The sequence below is a fragment of the Bacteroides sp. HMSC067B03 genome (assembly GCF_001811315.1).
GTDB classification, from domain to species: domain Bacteria; phylum Bacteroidota; class Bacteroidia; order Bacteroidales; family Bacteroidaceae; genus Bacteroides; species Bacteroides faecis.
The window spans coordinates 1-21,825 of sequence record NZ_KV804259.1; the positions used below are offsets into that span (position 1 = coordinate 1).

At 45.2% G+C, this 21,825-nt stretch carries 19 protein-coding genes and 2 tRNA genes; 10 read left to right on the forward strand and 11 right to left on the reverse strand.

Translation table 11 applies throughout. The annotated features are described in order from the left end of the window. The first annotated feature begins 93 nt into the window (after window positions 1–93). Window positions 94–792, forward strand: a complete 699-nt coding sequence (locus tag HMPREF2794_RS01825; protein WP_022301087.1) for an SOS response-associated peptidase — start codon at window positions 94–96, stop codon at window positions 790–792. 309 nt (window positions 793–1,101) lie between these two features. On the opposite strand, the gene HMPREF2794_RS01830 is transcribed toward HMPREF2794_RS01825, so the two are convergent. The 5 genes from HMPREF2794_RS01830 to gnd form a co-directional block, all read right to left on the reverse strand. Then, a complete protein-coding gene (locus HMPREF2794_RS01830; RefSeq protein WP_022301088.1) occupies window positions 1,102–2,052 on the reverse strand; it encodes a Dyp-type peroxidase in 951 nt (316 codons plus the stop codon). 165 nt (window positions 2,053–2,217) lie between these two features. Then, window positions 2,218–2,934: a 6-phosphogluconolactonase gene (pgl, locus tag HMPREF2794_RS01835; protein WP_022301948.1), complete on the reverse strand. Its 717-nt coding sequence runs from the start codon at window positions 2,932–2,934 to the stop codon at window positions 2,218–2,220. Beyond that, window positions 2,931–4,427, reverse strand: a complete 1,497-nt coding sequence (gene zwf, locus HMPREF2794_RS01840) for a glucose-6-phosphate dehydrogenase (RefSeq protein WP_055270051.1) — start codon at window positions 4,425–4,427, stop codon at window positions 2,931–2,933. The genes pgl and zwf overlap by 4 nt, the downstream gene beginning before the upstream one ends. 127 nt (window positions 4,428–4,554) lie before the next feature. Beyond that, window positions 4,555–4,695, reverse strand: coding sequence for a hypothetical protein (locus tag HMPREF2794_RS28750; RefSeq protein ID WP_168166581.1), 141 nt, complete (start codon window positions 4,693–4,695; stop codon window positions 4,555–4,557). 20 nt (window positions 4,696–4,715) lie between these two features. After that, window positions 4,716–6,191 carry a decarboxylating NADP(+)-dependent phosphogluconate dehydrogenase gene (gene gnd / locus HMPREF2794_RS01850; protein ID WP_070750742.1) on the reverse strand — a complete coding sequence of 492 codons (1,476 nt, stop codon included), beginning with the start codon at window positions 6,189–6,191 and terminating at the stop codon, window positions 4,716–4,718. 110 nt (window positions 6,192–6,301) lie between these two features. On the opposite strand from gnd, the gene HMPREF2794_RS01855 reads away from it, so the two are divergent. The 3 genes from HMPREF2794_RS01855 (at window position 6,302) to HMPREF2794_RS01865 (ending at window position 9,797) form a co-directional block, all read left to right on the forward strand. Further along, the gene (locus HMPREF2794_RS01855) at window positions 6,302–7,471 is read left to right on the forward strand and encodes a dicarboxylate/amino acid:cation symporter (protein ID WP_055270055.1); all 1,170 of its coding nucleotides are present in this window, start codon (window positions 6,302–6,304) and stop codon (window positions 7,469–7,471) included. 77 nt (window positions 7,472–7,548) lie between these two features. Next, window positions 7,549–8,619 carry a GDP-mannose 4,6-dehydratase gene (gene gmd, locus HMPREF2794_RS01860; protein WP_070750744.1) on the forward strand — a complete coding sequence of 357 codons (1,071 nt, stop codon included), beginning with the start codon at window positions 7,549–7,551 and terminating at the stop codon, window positions 8,617–8,619. Window positions 8,620–8,726: 107 nt separating this feature from the next. Then, complete coding sequence (locus tag HMPREF2794_RS01865; RefSeq protein WP_010537769.1) at window positions 8,727–9,797, forward strand: GDP-L-fucose synthase family protein; 1,071 nt, start codon at window positions 8,727–8,729, stop codon at window positions 9,795–9,797. Between the two features lie 63 nt (window positions 9,798–9,860). Here the strand turns inward: HMPREF2794_RS01865 and HMPREF2794_RS28345 are convergent, their stop codons facing one another. After that, on the reverse strand, window positions 9,861–10,076 hold the full coding sequence (locus HMPREF2794_RS28345; RefSeq protein ID WP_130061579.1) for a hypothetical protein: 216 nt from the start codon (window positions 10,074–10,076) through the stop codon (window positions 9,861–9,863). A 115-nt stretch (window positions 10,077–10,191) separates the two neighbouring features. Between HMPREF2794_RS28345 and HMPREF2794_RS01870 the strand changes: the two genes are divergently transcribed. Together HMPREF2794_RS01870 and HMPREF2794_RS01875 are read left to right on the forward strand one after the other, a co-directional pair. After that, window positions 10,192–11,850, forward strand: a complete 1,659-nt coding sequence (locus tag HMPREF2794_RS01870) for an AMP-binding protein (protein ID WP_070750746.1) — start codon at window positions 10,192–10,194, stop codon at window positions 11,848–11,850. A gap of 65 nt (window positions 11,851–11,915) precedes the next feature. Beyond that, window positions 11,916–13,064 (forward strand): LA_2272 family surface repeat-containing protein, encoded by a 1,149-nt coding sequence (locus HMPREF2794_RS01875; protein WP_070750748.1) that lies wholly within the window; start codon window positions 11,916–11,918, stop codon window positions 13,062–13,064. A gap of 281 nt (window positions 13,065–13,345) precedes the next feature. Here HMPREF2794_RS01875 and HMPREF2794_RS01880 read toward each other — a convergent pair whose 3' ends face one another. The 3 genes from HMPREF2794_RS01880 to HMPREF2794_RS28755 all read right to left on the reverse strand — a co-directional run bounded on the left by HMPREF2794_RS01880 (window position 13,346) and on the right by HMPREF2794_RS28755 (window position 17,874). Then, window positions 13,346–15,340 (reverse strand): fructose-bisphosphatase class III, encoded by a 1,995-nt coding sequence (locus tag HMPREF2794_RS01880; protein WP_010537766.1) that lies wholly within the window; start codon window positions 15,338–15,340, stop codon window positions 13,346–13,348. 113 nt (window positions 15,341–15,453) lie between these two features. After that, on the reverse strand, window positions 15,454–17,118 hold the full coding sequence (locus tag HMPREF2794_RS01885) for a putative transporter (protein ID WP_010537765.1): 1,665 nt from the start codon (window positions 17,116–17,118) through the stop codon (window positions 15,454–15,456). A gap of 312 nt (window positions 17,119–17,430) precedes the next feature. Then, complete coding sequence (locus HMPREF2794_RS28755; protein ID WP_010537764.1) at window positions 17,431–17,874, reverse strand: hypothetical protein; 444 nt, start codon at window positions 17,872–17,874, stop codon at window positions 17,431–17,433. An 821-nt stretch (window positions 17,875–18,695) separates the two neighbouring features. Between HMPREF2794_RS28755 and HMPREF2794_RS01895 the strand changes: the two genes are divergently transcribed. The 3 genes from HMPREF2794_RS01895 (at window position 18,696) to HMPREF2794_RS01905 (ending at window position 19,192) form a co-directional block, all read left to right on the forward strand. Then, a tRNA-Ser gene (locus tag HMPREF2794_RS01895) sits at window positions 18,696–18,782 on the forward strand. 66 nt (window positions 18,783–18,848) lie between these two features. Then, window positions 18,849–18,920, forward strand: a tRNA-Glu gene (locus HMPREF2794_RS01900). Between the two features lie 65 nt (window positions 18,921–18,985). Continuing rightward, on the forward strand, window positions 18,986–19,192 hold the full coding sequence (locus tag HMPREF2794_RS01905; protein ID WP_010537763.1) for a hypothetical protein: 207 nt from the start codon (window positions 18,986–18,988) through the stop codon (window positions 19,190–19,192). A 169-nt stretch (window positions 19,193–19,361) separates the two neighbouring features. On the opposite strand, the gene HMPREF2794_RS01910 is transcribed toward HMPREF2794_RS01905, so the two are convergent. After that, window positions 19,362–20,096, reverse strand: coding sequence for a DUF3845 domain-containing protein (locus tag HMPREF2794_RS01910; protein ID WP_010537762.1), 735 nt, complete (start codon window positions 20,094–20,096; stop codon window positions 19,362–19,364). Between the two features lie 101 nt (window positions 20,097–20,197). Between HMPREF2794_RS01910 and HMPREF2794_RS01915 the strand changes: the two genes are divergently transcribed. After that, window positions 20,198–20,782 carry a Crp/Fnr family transcriptional regulator gene (locus HMPREF2794_RS01915; protein WP_010537761.1) on the forward strand — a complete coding sequence of 195 codons (585 nt, stop codon included), beginning with the start codon at window positions 20,198–20,200 and terminating at the stop codon, window positions 20,780–20,782. A 63-nt stretch (window positions 20,783–20,845) separates the two neighbouring features. Here HMPREF2794_RS01915 and HMPREF2794_RS01920 read toward each other — a convergent pair whose 3' ends face one another. After that, window positions 20,846–21,748, reverse strand: coding sequence for a helix-turn-helix domain-containing protein (locus tag HMPREF2794_RS01920; protein ID WP_010537760.1), 903 nt, complete (start codon window positions 21,746–21,748; stop codon window positions 20,846–20,848). Window positions 21,749–21,825 lie beyond the last annotated feature (77 nt).

Below are 21,825 nucleotides of genomic sequence, written 5' to 3' on the forward strand. Positions count from 1 at the left end.
GTAATCCGTGCCTAAATATATTCTTTTCCGTACAGTATGCAGTTCAAACAGGGTTTTCAGACTGATCCATTATAAACATTAATTGCAAATAATATGTGCTTCCACAACTCAATGTCAGCCAAAGCCATCAAAGTTGCCGCCCGTTACGGACGCAAATCGGATGTAGTCGGGATTTACCAGAGTATTCTTGACGAACAGTATCATGTGAATGCGTTCACCTTCCCCAAATATCCCATCATTACTTCTTCGGATGAAGTACAGGTTTTCAACTGGGGACTAATCCCCTTTTGGGTAAGAACCGAAGAGGATGCGACAGAAATAAGAAAGATGACACTTAATGCCCGTGCAGACACCATCTTCGAGAAACCGTCTTTCCGAGAGCCGATCATGAAAAAACGGTGCATAGTGCCCAGTACCGGCTACTTTGAATGGAGGCATGAAGGAGCCAATAAGATACCTTATTATATATATCTGAAAGATGAACCCATCTTCTCTATGGCTGGTATCTACGACCGCTGGCTGGACAAGGATACGGGAGAAGAACACGAAACTTTCTCCATTATCACCACTGATACCAATTCGCTCACCGGTTATATCGATAACACCAAGCACCGGATGCCTGCCATCCTCGCCAAAGAGGATGAAGAGAAATGGCTTGATGCTTCATTGAGTAAAGCGGAAATAGCTTCTTTCCTAAAGCCTTTCGATACAGAAAAGATGGATGCGTACGTTATCAGAAATGATTTCTTAAAGAAGTCCTCCAATGACCCGACAATCATACAAAGAATGTAAAAAAGATAAATTGGTCTTGTAAAAGTGAGAGGAGTGAGAGAGGATTCGTAACTTTTATATTTTTTCATTCCTACTCTTTACTCTATATCTCTCAAAAAAAAAATACGAATGTTGTAATTCCTCTCTCACTCCTCTCACTTTTTACCCCTTATTTCATTAAGATCGGGATAAAACAGGAAGAAAAACAATACTCTGTCTTTAAAAAACGTAGTGGGAAATTCGGAAAGTCTCATTATCTTTTCCGAATTTCCCACTATGTTTTTATCTGTTTCGCTCGCACCGCCTTTTAAGTCGGTTCGCAGGCCCTTTTTACTCTCCCAATTCACCCAGCAAATCATACGATGGCGCAAAGAAAAGCGTCCCCGTTATCGCTGTACTGAAATCGAGCAAACGGTCGGTATTGCCTGCCGGACTACCGATAAACATATTCTCCAGCATCCGGCGAGTAGTGCTGAACGTACTTGCGTACCCTATAAAATAGGTACCATACTCCCCTTTCGAGGTATTGGCAAACGGCATATTGGCACGTACGATCTTCAAATCATCACCAATATTAGTCACAGCATTATGTGCATTCGCCGGCTTCTCTTCATCCGACAGCTCCACATCGTTGAACTTATGGCGACCGATCACCTTTTCCTGTTGTTCTACCGGAAGCGCATTCCACGCCACCATATCATGAATATACTTCTGCACAAACACATAACTGCCTCCTGCAAAGTCCGCATCCTCCTCGCCAATCACCGCAAAATGATACGGGTTCTCATCGACAGCCGGATTCTCCGTTCCATCCACAAAGCCGATAATCGCCTTACCATCCATATAGCGGAATCCGTGAGTCTCATCAATAGGCACCACGGCTCCTTTGAGCTTTTCGTCAAGAATGGAAGCAAACTCAAAACACAGCCCCATCTGTTTCGCCCGGATATGGAACAACAGATCGCCGGGAGTAGAAACAGCGGTATACTTCTCCCCCTTTATTTCGGAGAAAGTACTCAGCTCTTTCGGTTTGCCCTTGTCGGGGAAAAGCCGTGTCCACGCATCAGCTCCGAATCCCATCGTGCAACTGAATTGCAAGTCGGGAAAACGATTGCGCATACTACGGATCATCGCCGGGAAATTGGCACATACATCTTTTACCTTATCAGCAGCATCGGGGGAATCAGTCAAGCCATACACTATAAATATAACATTCTCTCCCTGTTTTCCGGCTACATCCTGTGGGATATGGCCGCCGAACGAATTTTGAAATGGATTCATACTCTTCTATTATTTGATGAAAGAAAAAGAGACCGCATAGGTTACATAAGCAAGAAGCCCCCGGTTTCGACTCCGTGAGCTTCTCTCTTCGCTAATGTTACTCTCTCTCCTTATATATTATTACTTTGTCTTTATATTGTCTCTCTTCTGTTGTTTTTTCTCTTTTCAGCCGTTCCGGACATACATCGCGGCTCCGGCATCCATAAACAATTCCACATTCTCCGCATGATGGGCTATATAAGCTGCCGGCCCCGTATCTCCCGAGTGACAGATTTCTTCCACCACTTCCGCCTTGGCTTTTCCGGTAATCAGAAAAATAACCAGACGGGCAGTAAGAATCGGAAATCCGGTCATTGCAATACGTTTCTGTCCGTTGCGGGGATGGATGCTGGTCACATAAATCTGGTCGGAAGAAAGCAAAGCCTCTTGTCCGGGGAAGATAGAGGAAGTATGTCCGTCCTCTCCGGCTCCCAACAACACAATGTCAAATTCGGGCCAGCCATTCTTTTTAGGTACCTGCCGGTCGACAAGTTCGGAATAGCGGGCAGCCTCTTTTACCGGCTTCTCTTCTCCGCGAATGCGGAATACATTTTCGTAAGGAATGGGCACTATCCCCAAAAGCAGGGAACGCATCATTCCATAATTACTATCGGAATCTTCGGGAGGAACACAGCGTTCATCCACCCAATATAACTTCATACGCCCCCAAGGAGTGATATCAGCGTATTCATTGGCCCATAAATCAAACATCAGCGCGGGAGTACTGCCGCCACTCACCGCTATGTTGAACGTTTTATCCGGTTCAGCATTCATGATATCCACCAGGTGAAATATCAATGAACGGGCCGTTTCCATAGACGACGGGAAAACAGATAGTTTCATAGTTCGCAATATTGATCTGTATTTGTTAAATTCTTACACGGGTTGGTCCAGTCTGCCCCATGCTCGTGCATCATAGCTTCACTTTCGAGAGGTCCCCACGTACCTGCCGGATAACCGTACAAAGGCGCGTCCGGATTCTCTTTCCAATAACGTAAGACCGGATCAAAGAAATTCCAGGAAGCCTCTACAGCGTCACTTCGAGTAAACAAGGTCGGATCGCCCTGAATGCAGTCGTCAATCAGACGGGCATAAGCGTCACCGCTCGGCACACCGCCCAACTGTGCGTAACTGAAATCCATCGTCACCTGACGGACTTCGAAACCTGCACCCGGAACCTTCATTCCGATCTTCAGCACAATACCTTCGTTGGGTTGCAAACGAAGGATCAACTTATTGGCCCTCGGACAGTTGCCACCGGAACAGCGGAACATCTGATGGGGCGTCTCGCGGAAGTGAACGACAATCTCCGTCACCTTCGTCGGCATCTGCTTACCGGTGCGGATGTAGAACGGTACTCCACTCCAACGCCAGTTGCTGATACCTAGCTTCATCGCAATATAAGTCTCCGTGCGCGAATCGGGAGCTACGCCCTTTTCTTCACGATAACCTTTCTTATTGCCCGAAGCCGTATATTGTCCGCGAACGATATGTTCATTCAAGTCCGTCTCCGTAAGCGGAGTCAATGACTCATAAACCTTCACTACCTCATTCCGGAAATTATCTGCGTTGAACACTGCCGGCGGTTCCATAGCTGTAAGAGCCACCAGCTGAATAAGATGATTCTGCACCATATCCCGCAAGGCTCCCGCCGTCTCGTAAAAACCTCCGCGCTGCTCAATGCCCAGATTCTCTACAGCAGTAATCTCCACATAATCTATATAATTGCGATTCCATAAAGGCTCAAATATACCATTGGCAAAACGGAAAGCAAGCACATTCTGTGCCGTCTCCTTCCCCAGAAAATGATCGATACGATAAATCTGATGCTCGGCAAACACAGAAGAATAAATCTTATTCAACTCACGCGCCGACTCAAGATCGTATCCAAACGGCTTCTCCACAATAATACGGGAATGCGGAGTATTCAACCCGGCAGCCTTCAAATGCAAAGGTACCACCCCATACAATGAAGGCGGAGTAGCCAGATAGAACAACAAATTATCGGGATCAACCTCCTTCGTAAGTTCCACCAACCGCTCCCGCAGTTCAGAATACCCCTCCACCTTCGCCGGGTCCATCGGCAAATAATGCAGATGAGAAACAAAAGAAGACATCATCTCCAAATCCTGCTCTTCAGCCTTTACAAACTGCTGCAGCTCTCCCGATATATATGAACGGTAATCTTCATCAGAATAGACAGTCCGCCCAATTCCCAGAACAGTAAAGCTCCCTGTCAGCCGTTTATCCCGATACAGAGAGTACAATGCGGGCATTAGCTTGCGTTTCGTCAAGTCGCCCGAAGCACCAAAAATAATCATTGCAAATTTATCCATCGTCGTATTTTTAACTTTTTACCTTTATCTATCCATCACCTCAACCGACCAGCCTCAACCGACCAGCCTAACACACAATCACCCACTACTAACATCCGAACGGTCTCCCGGCCTCACCGAAGGAGCGTCAAGCGGAGGCTGTATCTCCGGCGTCAAGAAGGGCAGGCTGTTTGAGCGGAGCGAGTTCCTGCCCTTTAGCCGGAGATACAGCCGGAGTAGCTCCGCAGGTGCAGCCTTGATTTTTTCTTTTGGTACCTTTCTTTTGCATCAAGGCAAAAGAAAAGTACACTATACATTATAAGTCCCCGACTTCGTATCCCCTCCATGTCCCGTCCAATTCTCATGAAAGAACTGTCCGCGCAACTCATCCTTCCGTTCAAACGTATGCGCACCGAAGTAATCGCGCTGCGCCTGCACCAGATTGGCAGGAAGATCTTCAGAAGTCAGCGAATAGAAATAATTCAGAGCAGAAGAGAATGCCGGAACAGGCAATTCCTCCTTCATAGCCTCCGCTACCAGATTCTTCCATCCGGGAAGCAGAGTCTTGATCTCCTCACGGAAGTATGGAGCCAGCAACAAATGCTTCGGCTTATCCGCCGCTTCAAAAGCAGCAGCGATATCGTTCAGGAAAATACTGCGGATGATACATCCTCCACGCCACATACGGGCAATGGAAGCCAAATCCAGATTCCACCCGAAAGCATCAGAAGCACGCTGCAACACAGCAAAGCCCTGCGCGTATGAAACAAGTTTGGAAGCATAAAGTGCAGAAAAGATCTCCTCCACCAAATCCGCCTTATTATATATAGGCAATGTATGTTTACACATGAACTGATTGGAAGCAAGATGACGCAAATCTTTCTGTGCCGAGAGACTGCGTTCGAACACCGCCGTAGCAATCAGCCCCAGCGGCATACCCAGTTCCATCGCGTTGATAACAGACCACTTGCCCGTCCCTTTCTGTCCGGCAGCATCGAGAATCTTATCGATAAGATATCCGCCGGATTTATCCTTATGACGCAAAATATTAGAAGTAATCTCAATCAGATAACTGCGGAGCTTTCCTTCATTCCAGCGGGCAAACACGTCCGCCATCTCCTCATTCGTCAAATCGATCAGATTCTTCATCACCCAGTAAGCCTCAGCGATCAGCTGCATATCACCGTATTCGATACCGTTGTGAATCATCTTCACAAAATGTCCCGATCCGGCTGGTCCTACCCATTGGCAACAAGGAGTTCCGTCCGGCGCTTTCGCTGCGATGCTCTGCAAAACAGGCTTCACTTCCGGCCATGCTTTCTCCGATCCTCCGGGCATGATGGAAGCACCGTTCAGAGCACCTTCCTCTCCGCCCGACACCCCGCTTCCTACAAACAGGAAGCCTTTCGATTCTGCTAATTTTACACGACGATTGGTATCTTCGTAATTTGAATTACCACCGTCGATCAAAATATCTCCGGGAGAAAGCAAAGGGAAAAGCTGATCCATCAGTTCGTCTACCGGACTGCCGGCACGTACCATCATCATAATTTTGCGAGGGGTGGCTATTGATTCCACAAAAGCCTTTATATCTGTAAAACCTTCAATGTTTTTACCTTTAGCCCGACCATTCATAAAGCGGTCTACTACTCCTTCTTCCACTCCGGGGACGGTACGATTGTAAACAGAGACGTGCCACCCCTTGCTTTCCATATTCAAAGCAAGGTTCTCACCCATCACTGCCAGACCGATCAACCCGATATCTGTTTTATTCTGATTTGCCATATCTTATATATTTTAAAATATTGTTTATGTAAGAAACACTTGAAAAGCACATTTGTTCGCTAGTTTTAGATTAAAATACTATTTTTGTAGTCAAACAAATAAATATCAGAATGAAGAAGATTAAGATCGGCCTGCTGCCACGCATCATTATTGCTATCATCTTGGGTATTGCCATCGGTACTGTTTTTCCGGCCCCATTGGTACGAATATTCGTTACGTTCAACGGAATTTTCAGTGAATTTCTTAACTTCTCCATCCCGCTTATCATCCTCGGACTGGTCACCATAGCCATTGCCGACATCGGGAAAGGCGCGGGAAAGATGTTGCTCGTCACCGCCCTTATCGCCTACGGCGCAACGCTCTTCTCGGGCTTCCTGTCCTACTTCACAGGCATGGCCGTCTTCCCCTCGCTCATCGAAGTGGGCGCACCGCTCGAAGAGGTCAGCGAAGCGCATGGTATCCTTCCCTACTTCTCCGTATCCATCCCTCCGCTGATGAATGTCATGACCGCATTGATTCTGGCTTTCACACTGGGATTGGGACTGGCTGCACTGAACAGCGATTCGCTGAAAAATGTAGCGCGGGATTTTCAGGAAATCATCGTGCGTATGATCAGCGCCGTCATCCTGCCCTTGCTGCCGCTTTACATCTTCGGCATTTTTCTGAACATGACTCATTCCGGACAAGTATATGCCATCCTGATGGTATTTATCAAGATTATCGGAGTCATCTTCCTGTTACATATTTTCCTGCTCGTCTTTCAGTATTCCATTGCAGCGATCTTTGTCCATAAAAATCCGTTCCGGCTATTGGGTAAGATGATGCCGGCATACTTCACCGCATTAGGCACACAATCATCTGCCGCCACCATTCCGGTGACGCTGGAACAGACGAAGAAGAATGGAGTATCCGCCGATATTGCGGGATTCGTGATTCCGCTCTGCGCCACTATCCATCTGTCGGGCAGCACACTGAAAATCGTAGCCTGCGCACTGGCACTGATGATGATGCAGGGAATGCCGTTCGACTTCCCACTGTTTGCCGGATTCATCTTTATGCTGGGCATCACAATGGTAGCCGCACCGGGCGTTCCGGGAGGAGCCATCATGGCAGCACTCGGTATCCTGCAATCGATGCTGGGCTTCGACGAATCGGCACAAGCACTGATGATTGCGCTATACATCGCTATGGACAGCTTCGGAACCGCCTGCAACGTGACGGGCGACGGAGCCATCGCGCTCATCATAGACAAAGTGATGGGAAAAGGAGCGGGAAAATAAAACGGACTTGGTTTGCATATACAGCATAAAATAACGAAATTTGTCCCCATATTTTCAAATAAAAGAATTAATAGCATATGAAAACAGCCCTTATATCAGGCATCACCGGGCAGGATGGTTCTTATCTTGCCGAATTTCTCTTGCAAAAAGGTTACGAAGTACACGGTATTCTCCGTCGTTCTTCTTCATTCAATACGGGACGTATCGAACATTTGTACTTTGACGAATGGGTGCGCGACATGAAACAAAAACGTACCATCAACCTTCACTACGGCGACATGACGGACTCCAGTTCACTGATCCGCATCATACAGCAGGTACAACCGGATGAGATCTACAATCTGGCCGCACAGAGTCACGTAAAGGTTTCGTTCGACGTGCCCGAATATACAGCCGAAGCGGACGCCATCGGTACGCTGCGCATGCTCGAAGCCGTACGCATCTTGGGACTGGAAAAGAAAACGCGCATCTATCAGGCTTCCACCTCCGAACTTTTCGGCAAGGTGCAGGAAGTTCCGCAGAAGGAAACTACTCCGTTCTATCCCCGTTCTCCTTACGGAGTAGCCAAGCAATATGGTTTCTGGATCACGAAAAACTATCGCGAAAGCTACGGTATGTTTGCCGTTAACGGTATCTTGTTCAATCACGAAAGTGAACGCCGTGGCGAAACGTTCGTTACCCGCAAGATTTCCCTCGCTGCCGCACGCATCGCGCAAGGAGAGCAGGACAAGTTATATCTGGGTAATCTGGATGCCCGTCGCGACTGGGGGTATGCGAAAGATTATGTGGAATGTATGTGGCTGATTCTCCAGCATGACGTGCCGGAAGATTTCGTAATAGCCACCGGAGAAATGCACACCGTACGCGAATTTGCCACACTGGCATTCAAGGAAGCGGGCATCGAACTGCGCTGGGAAGGCGAAGGTGTGGATGAAAAGGGTATCGACGTGGCTACCGGGAAAGTATTGGTAGAGGTTGATCCCAAGTATTTCCGTCCGGCAGAAGTGGAACAACTGTTAGGAGACCCGACCAAAGCCAGAACATTGCTGGGATGGAATCCGTGCAAAACCTCGTTCGAAGAACTGGTAAGCATCATGGTTCGCCATGACATGGAAAAAGTAAAAAGAATGATTGCTGCCAAGCACTAATACAACCCGAATCAGACACGGATTACTCCGATTATGCGCATCTTACATCTAAAATGAAGATCGTTTTAATCAGCGTAATCCGTGTTCATATATATCATTACTCAATCATGGAAAAGAATGCTAAAATATATGTAGCAGGACATCACGGACTGGTGGGGTCTGCTATCTGGAAGAATTTGCAGGACAAAGGATATACCAACCTGATCGGACGCACGCATAAAGAGCTGGATTTGCTGGATGGTGTGGCTGTCCGCCGTTTTTTCGACGAAGAACAACCGGAGTATGTATTTCTGGCCGCTGCTTTTGTGGGCGGTATCATGGCCAACAGCATTTACCGTGCCGACTTTATTTATAAGAACCTGCAAATACAGCAGAACGTTATCGGTGAAAGTTTCCGCCATAACGTCAAGAAATTACTGTTTCTCGGCAGCACCTGCATCTATCCGCGCGATGCCGGACAACCGATGAAAGAAGAAGTCCTGCTGACTTCACCACTGGAATATACGAATGAGCCATACGCCATCGCCAAAATTGCCGGTCTGAAAATGTGCGAAAGTTTCAACCTGCAATACGGCACGAATTATATCGCTGTCATGCCGACCAATCTGTACGGTCCGAATGATAACTTCGACTTGGAACGCAGCCATGTTCTGCCTGCCATGATCCGCAAAATTCACCTTGCACATTGTCTGAAGGAAGGAGATTGGGAAGCCGTCCGCAAGGATATGAACCGACGTCCCGTAGAAGGCATCAACGGTGACAGCCCGAAAGAGGACATACTGAATATCCTTCGCAAGTACGGCATCAGTGACACGGAAGTGACATTGTGGGGCACCGGCACTCCCCTGCGCGAATTTCTGTGGAGCGAAGAAATGGCCGACGCCAGTGTATTCGTAATGGAACATGTGGACTTCAAGGATACCTATAAGGAAGGTGACAAGGATATCCGCAACTGCCATATCAACATCGGAACCGGAAAGGAAATCACCATCCGCCAACTTGCCGAACGAATCGTAGAAACGGTAGGTTATCAAGGCAAGCTAACCTTCGACAGCAGCAAACCGGACGGTACCCTGCGCAAACTGACCGATCCTTCCAAACTCCACTCCCTGGGATGGCACCACCAAATTGAAATTGAGGAAGGGGTACGGAAAATGTACGAATGGTACTTGAAATAGATCTACTATCAGACTCACATCATGCATTGGTAATGTCCGTAACATGCATTGTGAATCATCATATCATGCATTGTGAACGACACTAACAAGCATTGATAACTCCCCTGCCTTCCACTGAGTACAACTGTGCCATACGCCGGAAACAATCGTGCCACACGCCGGAAACACTTGTGCCACCGGCTTGGCACGGTTATGCCATCGGTGCGGCACACTTGTGCCAAAGGCGTGGCACACCCCTTTTGCGCTTATCCCCGTTCCTCTTCTCCTTAACTTCCTCATCTTTGTTTCTTATTACTCCAAGACTCCCCATTTCCAAAAATTCTTCATTCTTAATTCTTCATTCTTAATTTAATTACTATATTTGCACAATTTAATACCAAATGTGCAAAAAACAATGGAACAGAGTTTTATAGCTTACATTGAGAATAGTATCAAGAACAATTGGGACCTGGACGCCCTGACAGATTACAAGGGGGCCACCCTTCAGTATAAAGACGTTGCTCGAAAAATCGAAAAACTCCATATCATCTTCGAAGAAAGCGGAATCCGCAAGGGAGACAAAATCGCCGTGTGCGGACGAAACAGCTCCCATTGGGGAGTCACCTTCCTCGCCACACTAACGTATGGAGCAGTCATCGTCCCCATCCTTCACGAGTTCAAAGCGGACAATGTGCACAACATCGTCAACCATTCCGAAGCCAAATTACTATTTGTCGGAGACATGGTCTGGGAAAACCTGAACGAATCGGCAATGCCTCTGCTGGAAGGTATCCTGATGATGAACGACTTCACCTTATTGGTATCGCGCAGCGAACGGCTGACACATGCCCGCGAACATCTGAACGAAATGTTCGGCAAGAAATATCCGAAGAACTTCCGCAAGGAACACATCGAATACCATAAAGACGAGCCCGAAGAGCTGGCAGTAATCAACTACACCTCCGGCACAACGAGCTACTCGAAAGGAGTCATGCTCCCCTACCGCAGCCTCTGGTCGAACACCAAGTTCGCTTACGAAGTACTCGAACTGAAAGCCGGAGACAAGATCGTCTCTATGCTGCCTATGGCACACATGTACGGACTGGCTTTCGAATTCCTCTACGAATTCTCCGTCGGTGGCCACATTTATTTCCTTACCCGCATGCCGAGTCCGAAGATTATCTTCCAGGCATTCGAAGAAGTGAAACCGAATCTCATCGTGGCCGTTCCGCTCATCATTGAAAAAATCATCAAGAAGAGTGTACTCCCGAAACTGGAGACACCGACCATGAAAATCTTACTGAAAGTACCCATCATCAACGACAAGATAAAGGCAACCATACGCGAAGAAATGATCAAAGCGTTTGGCGGTAACTTTGCGGAGATTATCGTTGGTGGAGCAGCTTTCAACCAAGAGGTAGAGCAATTCCTGAAAATGATAGACTTCCCCTACACCGTGGGCTACGGCATGACAGAATGTGGGCCGATCATCTGCTACGAAGACTGGAAAAGATTCAAACCGGGTTCGTGCGGAAAGGCTGCGCCACGCATGGATGTACGGGTACTGTCTTCCGATCCCGAGAATATCGTCGGCGAAATCGTCTGCAAAGGCCCTAACGTAATGCTCGGATACTACAAGAACGAAGAAGCGACAGAAGCCGTGATCGACAAAGACGGCTGGCTGCACACAGGCGACCTTGCTTTGATGGACGCCGAAGGCAATATCACCATCAAGGGACGCAGCAAAAACCTGCTGCTGAGTGCCAGCGGACAGAATATCTATCCGGAAGAAATCGAAGACAAGCTGAACAACTTGCCTTATGTATCGGAAAGCATCATCGTACAGCAGAACGAGAAACTCGTCGGACTGGTTTATCCGGACTTTGACGAAGCGTTTGCACACGGCCTGAAGAATGAGGATATCGAACGGGTAATGGAAGAAAACCGTGTGGCACTGAATGCCATGTTACCGGCATACAGCCAAATCCTCAAAATGAAGATTTATCCCGAAGAGTTTGAAAAGACTCCGAAGAAGAGTATCAAACGCTATCTGTATCAGGAAGCGAAAGGATAAGAAAAGTGCAGGAATAAGGGAATGTACTCTGTGAACCTAAACTGAAAAAAAGAGTTATAATAAAGATGAAGATAATAAAGACAATATTCACGGCAGCTGTTCTGATGGCTGCCGTTTGTTTGCCGGCACAGAACAAGAGTGCGGGCATCAACCTCTCTTTCTGGAAAGATATCTGTACACAGCCGTATGACAGCACTCAGACGACTTATGTAAACATCGGTCTGCTATCTACACTGAACCGTCTCAACGGTGTCGGCATCAATGCTTTGGGAAGTGTCATTCATGGAGATATGAATGGAGTGCAGATCACGGGATTGGCCAATCTTGCCGGTGGTACGATGCGCGGTGTTCAGATAGCGGGTGTCAGCAATATCAGCGGAGATAATGCGGTCGGACTCTCTGCTGCCGGACTGGTGAATATCACGGGGGACGGTTCAAAGGGTGTCATTATTTCGGGACTTACCGGCATCGGTGGAGACAATAATTCGGGGGTAATGATAAGCGGTCTGATGAATGTAACGGGAAATATGGCTTCGGGATTCCAGCTCTCCGGAGTGTCGAATATCACAGGGCAGAGCTTCAACGGTATGATGACTTCCGGGCTCCTGAATGTGGTAGGCGAAAACATGAACGGCTTGCAGATTGCCGGTATCGCCAATATCACCGCTAAAAGTCTGAATGGTGTGCAGGTCGGTTTATGCAATTATGCAACGAAGGCTCATGGCCTTCAGATCGGTCTGGTCAATTATTACAGGGAAGACATGAAGGGATTCCAGCTCGGTCTTGTGAATGCAAACCCTGATACAAGGGTACAGATGATGGTATATGGCGGAAATAATACAGCTGCCAATATAGGAGTACGGTTCAAGAACCAACTGTTTTATACGATTCTGGGAGTAGGATCGTTTGATCAGAATCTGAATGATAAGTTTTCCATCAGTACGTCTTATCGTGCCGGACTGGCGGTACCCGTTTACAAAGGGTTGTCTATCAGTGGTGACCTCGGATATCAGCATATAGAGACGTGTTCCAATAAAGATGAAGTGATTCCCAGACGGCTTTATGCATTACAGGCACGAGCTAATCTGGAATACCAGATCAGCAAGAAGTTCAGTATCTTTGCGACTGGCGGTTATGGGCTGACACGGTATTACAATAAATCCGGTAATTTTGATAAAGGAGCAATCATAGAAGCAGGTATTGTCCTCTTCTAAGGCTGATTAATAAGTAATAGGTAATAGGTAATAAGTATTAACCGTAGCTGTTATTTAGAGACGTATTTATCTGTCATTCAGACGACTGTAAGGAGGAAGAATCTCTTCTTTGTGACTACAGAAGAGGAAATCCTTCGACAAGCTCAAAACGACCGATACTTATGCTCGTCATTATCGAATTGTTTCACTTTGCTAAAGTGATGAGGATTCTGAATGACAGACAGATACGTCTCTAAATGGCAGCTACGGTTAATACCTAATACTTATTACTTAATACTTATTTATACTTTCTCTTTAATCAAGCCGATGCGATAAGCAACAAGCAGCTTCTTCAAGTCCTGAATCTGCGTCACAAGTTCCTTTCCCTTGTCCGTATCCTTCACCATCATTCGTTGCGAATTGAATTCCAGCACAAAGTTAGTAGATTTGATATCCAATCCTTCCTCAATAGCTTTCTGCCTTGACTGGAACGGCTCGTGCTGCACCAACTGCATACCGTGGGAATGATAAACAAGAGTATATCCCGCAATCCCTGTTTCGGGCTGATAGGCTTTAGAGAAACCTCCGTCAATAACGAACAGTTTGCCATTTGCTTTCATCGGCTGTTCCCCCTGAATAGTCTTTACAGGCACATGACCGTTGATGATATGCGAATGAGGTCCCAATGCTCCAAATTCATCCAATATCTTATCACAGATATCTTCACGATTGCGAAGAGAGTAATAATATCCTTTTTTCTCCTTCTGCATCTCTTTGTCTTCCAGAAAATAGCGTTCAAAAGTCGCCATCTTGTCCTTATCAAACAACGGAGCTTCCGGACCGCACCACATATACCAGATGTAGTCCATAGCAAATTCTTTATCATCCTCTCCTTCTTCATCAAAGTATGCGGTACGAATCAGTTGATCGGCTTTATCGAGCAACTTACGTCCCCAATATTCCTTGCCCCGTATCTTGACATGCTTGAAACTGCCATCTTCATTCAAAGGCACGGAAGCGTGATAGAGAAGATTGGAATTGGAAACCAGATACATTCCACCATACGTAAACAGACAGCGCATGTGCTTCTTCAGCTTCTCACTATTCATAAACGAATAGTGAATCTTGTCCACAAGTTCCCGTTCTTCTTCAGTCAGACGATAAGGATCGGCAGGATCTACAGTCGGGAAATTTGTGTCACGCAACGCATATTCTTTGCCTTCGTACACAAAAACTCCGCGTTCAAAGTCTATCTTTTCCAACAACTTCCGGTTGCTCATTCCAAACTCCGGACGGCGGTCTATAATTTCGGCTTCCAGCTTGAACTGGATGATAGTGATCGCCTTATGCATCTGTGTTATCAGGCGCAAAGTCTTCTCATTGTAATTGCCGTCGGCGAAATTCATCTTCGGCATAAAAATAGTACACGGATCATCTGCATAAGTATCCATGGCGAAAGTTGCCAAAGGCAGCAGATTGATTCCATAACCGTCTTCAAGAGTACCCAGATTGCCATAACGCATGGACATACGTATCACATTGGCTATGCAACTATCATTGCCGGAAGCGGCTCCCATCCACAGAATATCATGGTTGCCCCATTGAATGTCGAAGTTATGATAATTGCACAAAGTATCCATGATGATGTGTGCTCCGGGACCACGGTCGTATATATCGCCTACGATATGAAGAGAATCAATCGTCAGCCGCTGAATCAGATTACACATGGCTATGATAAAGTCATCCGCCCGCCTGGTAGAGATAATGGTGCTGATAATGACATTGATATAAGCATGCTTGTTGGGCTCGACAGTCGACTCATGCAGCAACTCCTGAATGATATAGGAAAACTCTGAGGGCAGGGATTTGCGGACTTTGGAGCGGGTATATTTGGAAGATACGTTCTGACAAACCTTTACCAACTGATTCAGAGTAATCAGATACCAGTCATCCAAGTCCTTCTCACGGGCCTTTACCAACTGAATTTTCTCTTCCGGATAATAGATCAGCGTACAGAGTTCTTTCTTCTCCGCCTCACGCAGGGTATTGCCGAAAATCTCGTTCACTTTGCGTTTTACCGCACCCGAAGCATTCTTCAACACATGCTGAAAGGCTTCGTATTCACCGTGTATGTCTGTCAAGAAATGCTCCGTTCCTTTAGGCAGATTCAGGATAGCCTCCAGATTAATAATTTCCGTACTTGCATCGGCAATAGTAGGAAAACTCCGGGAAAGCAACTGCAAGTAGCGGAGATCGCCAACTATGCTTTCGGGAGTTATATTACTTTGAGCAGTCATTATATGTACAATTTAACTATTTACAATATGCTTTTATCGACTTATCGTTTTTCGCTATAAATATAACGATTTATCATCTACTTATTACAATTTCCAGCCCTTAATGTTCACCGTCAACCTAATAAAAACATCAGCAGCACCTGCGCTATGATCACCCGCAGAAACATACACAACGGATACACCGTAGCATAAGCGACGGAGGGATTATCACCCGGTATCGTATCGTTCGCATAATTCAGGGCCATCGGATTTGCCATACTGCCACACAACATTCCGGATACACTTCCAAAATCTATCTTCATTATCTTAAAGGCGATGAAGCCGACCAGAACTGTCGGAATAATTGTCAGGCCAGCTCCCAGAGCAATCCAGAGCAGTCCTTCCGGACGGAAGACAGTATCGAAGAAATGGGCACCGGCATCCAACCCCAGGCAGGCCAGATACATGGAAAGCCCCAAGGCACGCAACATCAGATTCGCGCTGCGGGTAGTATAAGTAATCATGTGTATTCGTGGGCCGAAAGTTCCCAAAAGAATACCTACGATGATCGGTCCACCTGCCAGGCCTAGCTTCACAGGGGTACTGATTCCCGGAATAGAGAACGGAATCGCTCCCAACGCCAATCCCAGTACGATACCTATGAATATGACAACGAGATTAGGTTCTTTCAGACTTTTCACCGCATTTCCCAATACTTTTTCTACATTCTGAATAGCTGCCGCCTCACCTACTACTGTCAGGCGGTCACCCAGCTGGAGAACCAGTTCCGGAGTAGCAAGCAGTTGTACTCCCGAACGGTAAACACGGCTGATATTGATTCCATAATGGTTTCTCAGCCTCAATGAGCCAAGCTTCTTTCCATTCAGTTCGGGGCGGGTTACGACAATACGCTGGGAGATCAATTCGCTGTCGATCGCGTTCCAGTCTATATCTTCCTTATTCCAGTCCGTGTTTTCCTGTTCGCCGAAAAGTACCGTCAGAGCCATCACGTTCTTCTCTGCTGTAATCACCAGCAGACGGTCGCCTTCCTTCAACACCTTATCGGAAGTAGGAATACTGACATGACCGTCACGCCACAAACGGGAAATGACAAACTTCGGATAGCTCATGTGGGCTATATCCTTGATGCTTTTATCAAAAATGGCAGGGTTATGTACCTGAAAGGCTGCGATAAAAGTTTTATTGGCATCGTCCTTTTCTTTGATTTCCAAGTCTTCCTTATGAACCAGGAATTTACGGATCAGCAATACAGCAAGAATCACACCGACAACTCCCATCGGATAAGCAACCGCACATCCTAAAGCCGGAGTACTGCTTTCTATGCCCATTTGCTTCAATGTCTGCTGTGCAGCTCCCAGCGCAGGAGTATTGGTCGTGGCTCCGCAAAGGATACCCACCATATCAGGAAGCGACACGCCTGTCGCATAACTGGCAACAACAGTCAGCAAAGTACCCAGCAAGACTACTGCCAACGCCAACATATTCAGCGTCACTCCTCCCTTTCGGAAAGAACTGAAGAAACCGGGCCCTACCTGTAGTCCGAGAGAATACACAAAAATAACCAGACCGAAACTTTCCGCATAATTCAGCATCTGTGGATCAACCGAAAGCCCGAAGTGTCCGGCAAGGATACCTGCAAAAAAAACAAAAGTGACCCCCAGGGATACTCCCCAGAAATGCACTCTTCCCAGCCCCAGTCCAATCGCAGAAATCAGCGAAAGTACCACAACAGCCTGTAAGGCAGAATGTTCGAGAAACAGATTATATAACCACTCCATGAATTAAGCATACTAATAGGGCGCAAAGATAAAAACTATTTAGTCCCATTCAAAACTTTTAAGCTTTCATTTCGCGCCCTATCCCTTCTCTAAATTATTAATATCCTGAAATCTTATATGTTATCCCTTAAATTATTTATCTGTTATCCATAATCTTCTTACCTGTCACCTCTACCTATCGCCTTTTACCTTTTCAACCTATTCCTTGAGTAATCTTTCTACCTGTTGTTATCCGGGATCTTTCTACCTGCTATCTTTTGTGTAATCATTTTCTTTCCATCTGCCGGCCTTTCCACCTACCGGCTGCATCTCTCACCGACCTGTATATTCCACGAAGTTATTCCGACCGTCCAGATAACCGCTCAACCTATTTCCGCCGATATATACATCATCCAGATAGGATACATCATTGCGACCGTAATCCATACGAATGGAAGTCTGTGCATAATTCTCCCAGTTCCAGCGGAAATTATATTCAAAGGTTTCCACACGTCCATTAGGATATTCAACCCGTATAAAATCAACACCTGTCCGGTCCAAATAAAAGTCGAGTTCCTGACGGCAACGGTTACCGTCCATATCCCGATAAAAGCTTACCCATGTACGGCTACATAAATCAGCAGAACGATTGTAGTAACCACCACCGATATTATCATCATCATAAAAACTATCGATTTCTACTTCACAAGAAGTCAGACTCAACGTTAATACAGCCATTAAAGCCAGTCCTAAGTATCTAAATGCGTTCGTTTTCATATTCCTTTATTTTTAATGGTTCCTTTATTAATCCTATCATTTATCTTTCGATATCACAAAAGTATAGAATGAATTTTCCTTATGAAATTGAAAATTCCTACTTATTTAGGGGAATTCACCTAATGGAAGAGGTAAATCCCCCAACACACAGGATATCTATGAATTCCATAGCCCTCCAAAGCAACCACCGTGCCCCCCCAAAAAACAATTGAAATAAATAACCTGATTTATCAAAATACAGATTAAAAAGACACTCTACCGCCCTCTGAAACCTTAATAAAGATTGAATCAAAGATTTAATTATTTAATCAATGTTATAAATCGCCCCGTTTTACCTGATTTATTTGCAGATATCGTAAAACTCCGTATATTTGCAATGTGTTTTTCATAGTATTAGATTTAAGGTTAACAAAAAGATTGGCTGTCTGGGATAGATAGCCTTTTTTTATGCTCTTTTTTTTATAAATCCTCCAAGATACGAAATCATCCACAAAATATCTGATTGGCCAATGCCTTTTGTCATTCACTTATTTCCTGTTATCATCCCCCATAAATCATACTTCATTCCCCAAAATAACGAATGTTAATGTAAATGTTCTGATGGTACAACGCCCCCTATCTAATAATTAAAAAGGTAACCACTCTCCCCTATAAATAGCGAGAAAAAATATTTTCAAAAAAAATAATCCGTTTAACATTTGAAACATAGCAAGTTATCTCTTTAATCATAAAACAGGTAAAAAAAATCTTGCTAAAAGATTTGCGTAGTCCAAAAGTTCCCCCTATATTTGCACCGCATTTGAGAGAGAATGCGGGTTCAAGGAAGTTTGGGTGAGTGGCTGAAACCACCAGTTTGCTAAACTGACGTACGGGTAACCGTACCGGGGGTTCGAATCCCCCAGCTTCCGCAAAATTCTCTAAATAAAAAGAGCTAAGTTTTATAGACTTGGCTCTTTTTAAATTCATCAACAAACGGTGGGTTCGTCTAACGGTTAGGACACATGCCTCTCACGCATGTAATACGAGTTCGATTCTCGTACCCACTACTCAATTTTAGTTAGCCTCTTACATCGAAGTAAGAGGCTTTTTTATTGTGTTCATATCTCAAAAAATGGAATATAACGTAGAAGAATTGAAAAAGGTATTGATTGAGCAATGTAAAGAAGAAGGTATATATTACGCATTGATAGCAATCGACAAACAGACGAAAGAGATCGTTCTGCCCCAAAGCCTTGATAATGCTTTAAGTAATCCGGATTACTGCGTTTTCAAATGCAAGAAAGCAGAGGATGGATATGAAGTAGAAGAGGTAAAATAAGCGTAATTTAAAAAAGAAAGTGATGCTTATTAGTGTAGTATTAGGACATTATAAAATTTAATAATTATTTGAACATTCAAAGTTTTTTCTGTAAAAGAATGTTATATCCAGTCAAAACTGCCATCTTTCACGTAGAAACCTGTCTATAATTGAAGAAACGCCTATCTAGTTACAGTTCTTCACTCTGCTCATACAGTTCGAAGTAAGATTCCTTATCAATCCGCAGTTTGACCCTGTTTTCCCGCTTCTGACCGGCTAAATTGATAAATAAATTGAAGTATAACTGACTAAAAGAGAGGTCGGAACGATCATAAACGATATCAAAAGTACAGGTTCTGCGGAAGGAGTCGAAAGTTCCCAGTTTCATCCCTCCCTTGCACATAAAGACTTCAGGAAAGCTTGTCGGAGGATAAGGCTGGAACAGGCTAGCCAGTTGGGCATATACATAATCTATCATCCATTCATCACCGGATACAGTCAGTTCTCCTTTCAGACGAAGTTTGATTGCATATTTAGCGGTAATATCCTGCGAAGTGTATATAGGAACCTGGCTTTCCGCAGGGTAATTGCCATCCTTATATCCAAGGCTCATGGTCAGTTTTGATTTACCAGCTCCGTTAAAACTGGCAACATTCTGATCCTTCTGTTGGTTTTTCAGATCAATCATAAACGTCAGTTTACCCAAAGTCGGGTCATTCGGGTATTGAGCTATCGTATCCAATACATAATCTTCTTCATTATAGCTTCGCACCACCAAGACATCCCCCTCTCCGACTTCCAGTGCCGGACCTCCTCTTTCAATATCCACATCGCCTACGGGGTAATATATAGCATCATTATCTCTGACACAACCTGACATACAAAGCAGTAGAACTGCCAATCCTATTATCTTATTCATCATCATACACATCCTTATTTTGGAGACAAAGATACATCTTTTTTGAATCAACCCGATTTATATCAACCGTTTTTAGTACTTTTGCACATAACAAGACTATTAATGACATGGATACACTACTAAGAGAAACAGTAAATGCCGTCGTAAATTCCCGCTTCCCTGAGATGAGTATAGAGGGACGCCGGCAGATAGAAAGCATCCTGATACGTGAAGAATTTCCCAAAGGAGTGATTGCACTCAATGAAGGAGAAGTAGCCCATGAATTAGTTTTTGTCGGGAAAGGGATGCTCCGGCAATATTACTATAAAAACGGGAAAGATGTCACCGAACACTTTTCATACGAGGGATGTATCGTGATGTGTATCGAAAGCTTACTAAAACAGGTTCCTACACGGTTGATTATAGAGACGCTGGAACCTGCTATCATTTACCTGTGTCCTTATGACAAGATGCTGCAGTTGGCAAAACAAAACTGGGAAATCAACATGTTCTACCGGAAAATACTGGAATATTCCCTGATTGTATCGCAAACCAAGGCTGACTCCTGGCGTTTCGAATCCGCCCGCGAACGTTATAACCTGTTGCTCGAGACCCATCCGGAAATCATCAAGCGGGCTCCCCTGGCAGATATCGCTTCCTACTTGCTGATGACACCGGAAACATTGAGCCGCGTACGCTCAGGTGTCCTGTAGAATGCCGGTCCCAGCGATGAAAATCTCCCGTTATCGCTGCCGTAGTCATTCACCATTTCTCAGCTATCTGCTTTTCCGGTATTCTTTGGGAGACATGCCGGTGTAATGCTTGAAGTACTTACCGAAGAATGACTGGTTGGCAAAGTTTAGCCGGTCAGCTATCTCTTGTATGTTCATGCTCGAAGAATTCAGGAGTGCCTTTGCTTCCAGAATCACTAATTCATCAATCCACTCCCCTACTGTCTTTCCGCTGATTTCCTTCACAACACCGGACAGATGTTTCGGTGTCAGGCATAATTGATCGGCATAAAACTTCACGCTACGCTCCGACTGATAAGACTGAATCAAAGATTCATAGAAGCGTTCAAATATGTATTCCTTACGGCTTTTACTTTTGACAACAGCAGAAGAATCCGGTGCATAACTGTTGAATATGTTGCAAAGTTCAAAGAAGAACCCCTGCATCAATCCCATTACTACCTCCCTGCGATACATATCTTCCTTATTCCTCAATCTCTTCCTGATGAAAGCATGATACTCTTTAATCATTTCCTGTTCGTGCAGGTTGAGATCAAAGCAAGGATAATCTTTCAGAAAGAAAAAGAATGAGAGCACATTTCCGACTTTGGGCAATGATTCCAGCAGATTCTTTGATACAGCAAAGAAAATCCCCCTAAAGTTAGCACTAAACTGACGATGCTCGATGATCTGGTTGGGCAACGCAATAACCATTCTTCCCGGAATCAGCTCAAACTCACGCAAACTGATATTGAAACGGGTGGAGCCTTCCAGACAAAGTCCGATGCTTACCACTTCCAGTTTGCTGGGACCATTATAAAGGGAAGTAACGCTTTCCGTATCGAAAAGCGCTATATCATTATCGACAACATCAATACTATTAGGATCTATATGCTTAGAATGAACTACCGAAGAAATACCTATCTTAGGAACACCTTGAATATCCATACTTTCTCTTTTTATTTGCGACAAAGATACCAGTAATAATCAGACATGCAACCTAAGGTCAGATATTATCAGTCAAA

Bases quoted from the DNA above. Each gene is read 5' to 3' on its own strand.
- HMPREF2794_RS01855 (WP_055270055.1), top strand. From the start codon at position 6,302: ATGAAGAAGATTAAGATCGGCCTGCTGCCACGCATCATTATTGCTATC.
- HMPREF2794_RS01875 (WP_070750748.1), top strand. From the start codon at position 11,916: ATGAAGATAATAAAGACAATATTCACGGCAGCTGTTCTGATGGCTGCC.
- HMPREF2794_RS01885 (WP_010537765.1), bottom strand. From the start codon at position 17,118: ATGGAGTGGTTATATAATCTGTTTCTCGAACATTCTGCCTTACAGGCT.
- HMPREF2794_RS01915 (WP_010537761.1), top strand. From the start codon at position 20,198: ATGGATACACTACTAAGAGAAACAGTAAATGCCGTCGTAAATTCCCGC.
- HMPREF2794_RS01880 (WP_010537766.1), bottom strand. From the start codon at position 15,340: ATGACTGCTCAAAGTAATATAACTCCCGAAAGCATAGTTGGCGATCTC.
- HMPREF2794_RS01910 (WP_010537762.1), bottom strand. From the start codon at position 20,096: ATGATGATGAATAAGATAATAGGATTGGCAGTTCTACTGCTTTGTATG.
- HMPREF2794_RS01865 (WP_010537769.1), top strand. From the start codon at position 8,727: ATGGAAAAGAATGCTAAAATATATGTAGCAGGACATCACGGACTGGTG.
- zwf (WP_055270051.1), bottom strand. From the start codon at position 4,427: ATGGATAAATTTGCAATGATTATTTTTGGTGCTTCGGGCGACTTGACG.
- HMPREF2794_RS01870 (WP_070750746.1), top strand. From the start codon at position 10,192: ATGGAACAGAGTTTTATAGCTTACATTGAGAATAGTATCAAGAACAAT.
- HMPREF2794_RS28755 (WP_010537764.1), bottom strand. From the start codon at position 17,874: ATGAAAACGAACGCATTTAGATACTTAGGACTGGCTTTAATGGCTGTA.
- gnd (WP_070750742.1), bottom strand. From the start codon at position 6,191: ATGGCAAATCAGAATAAAACAGATATCGGGTTGATCGGTCTGGCAGTG.
- gmd (WP_070750744.1), top strand. From the start codon at position 7,549: ATGAAAACAGCCCTTATATCAGGCATCACCGGGCAGGATGGTTCTTAT.
- HMPREF2794_RS28345 (WP_130061579.1), bottom strand. From the start codon at position 10,076: ATGAGGAAGTTAAGGAGAAGAGGAACGGGGATAAGCGCAAAAGGGGTG.
- HMPREF2794_RS01905 (WP_010537763.1), top strand. From the start codon at position 18,986: ATGGAATATAACGTAGAAGAATTGAAAAAGGTATTGATTGAGCAATGT.
- HMPREF2794_RS01920 (WP_010537760.1), bottom strand. From the start codon at position 21,748: ATGGATATTCAAGGTGTTCCTAAGATAGGTATTTCTTCGGTAGTTCAT.
- HMPREF2794_RS28750 (WP_168166581.1), bottom strand. From the start codon at position 4,695: ATGCAAAAGAAAGGTACCAAAAGAAAAAATCAAGGCTGCACCTGCGGA.
- pgl (WP_022301948.1), bottom strand. From the start codon at position 2,934: ATGAAACTATCTGTTTTCCCGTCGTCTATGGAAACGGCCCGTTCATTG.
- HMPREF2794_RS01830 (WP_022301088.1), bottom strand. From the start codon at position 2,052: ATGAATCCATTTCAAAATTCGTTCGGCGGCCATATCCCACAGGATGTA.
- HMPREF2794_RS01825 (WP_022301087.1), top strand. From the start codon at position 94: ATGTGCTTCCACAACTCAATGTCAGCCAAAGCCATCAAAGTTGCCGCC.